The organism is Paenibacillus sp. GbtcB18, assembly GCF_019091125.1.
Classification (GTDB): domain Bacteria; phylum Bacillota; class Bacilli; order Paenibacillales; family NBRC-103111; genus Paenibacillus_F; species Paenibacillus_F chitinolyticus.
This window is the reverse complement of record NZ_JAGXJX010000941.1, coordinates 1-232: the sequence shown is the minus strand read 5'-3', so window position 1 is coordinate 232 and position 232 is coordinate 1. Positions and strand designations below refer to the sequence as shown.

General features: G+C 57.3%; 1 pseudogene. It reads right to left on the bottom strand.

The window, feature by feature from the left end:
* Nucleotides 1-232 (bottom strand): annotated as a pseudogene (locus KVT34_RS31350) (sensor histidine kinase); the annotation flags it as partial.

Sequence of the window (232 nt, the reverse complement as noted above, 5' to 3'; positions counted from 1 at the left end):
CGAATAGAACGACTGGTTCATCTCAACCGAATACTGGAAGCCGCCCGCTCCGATCTGCTTAAGGACGTCGGACAGAGGCGCCAAATAGACTAGCCTGCTTCCGTTGATCTCGTAGGCGGCTTTTCCCCGGATCGCATACGGGTGCAGCTCCTTCACATCGGGAGAATCCGGCCACGGCATTGAATCTCCCGGTTTCTCCGCATCCATGCCGAACAGCATCGTGTGCATCCCG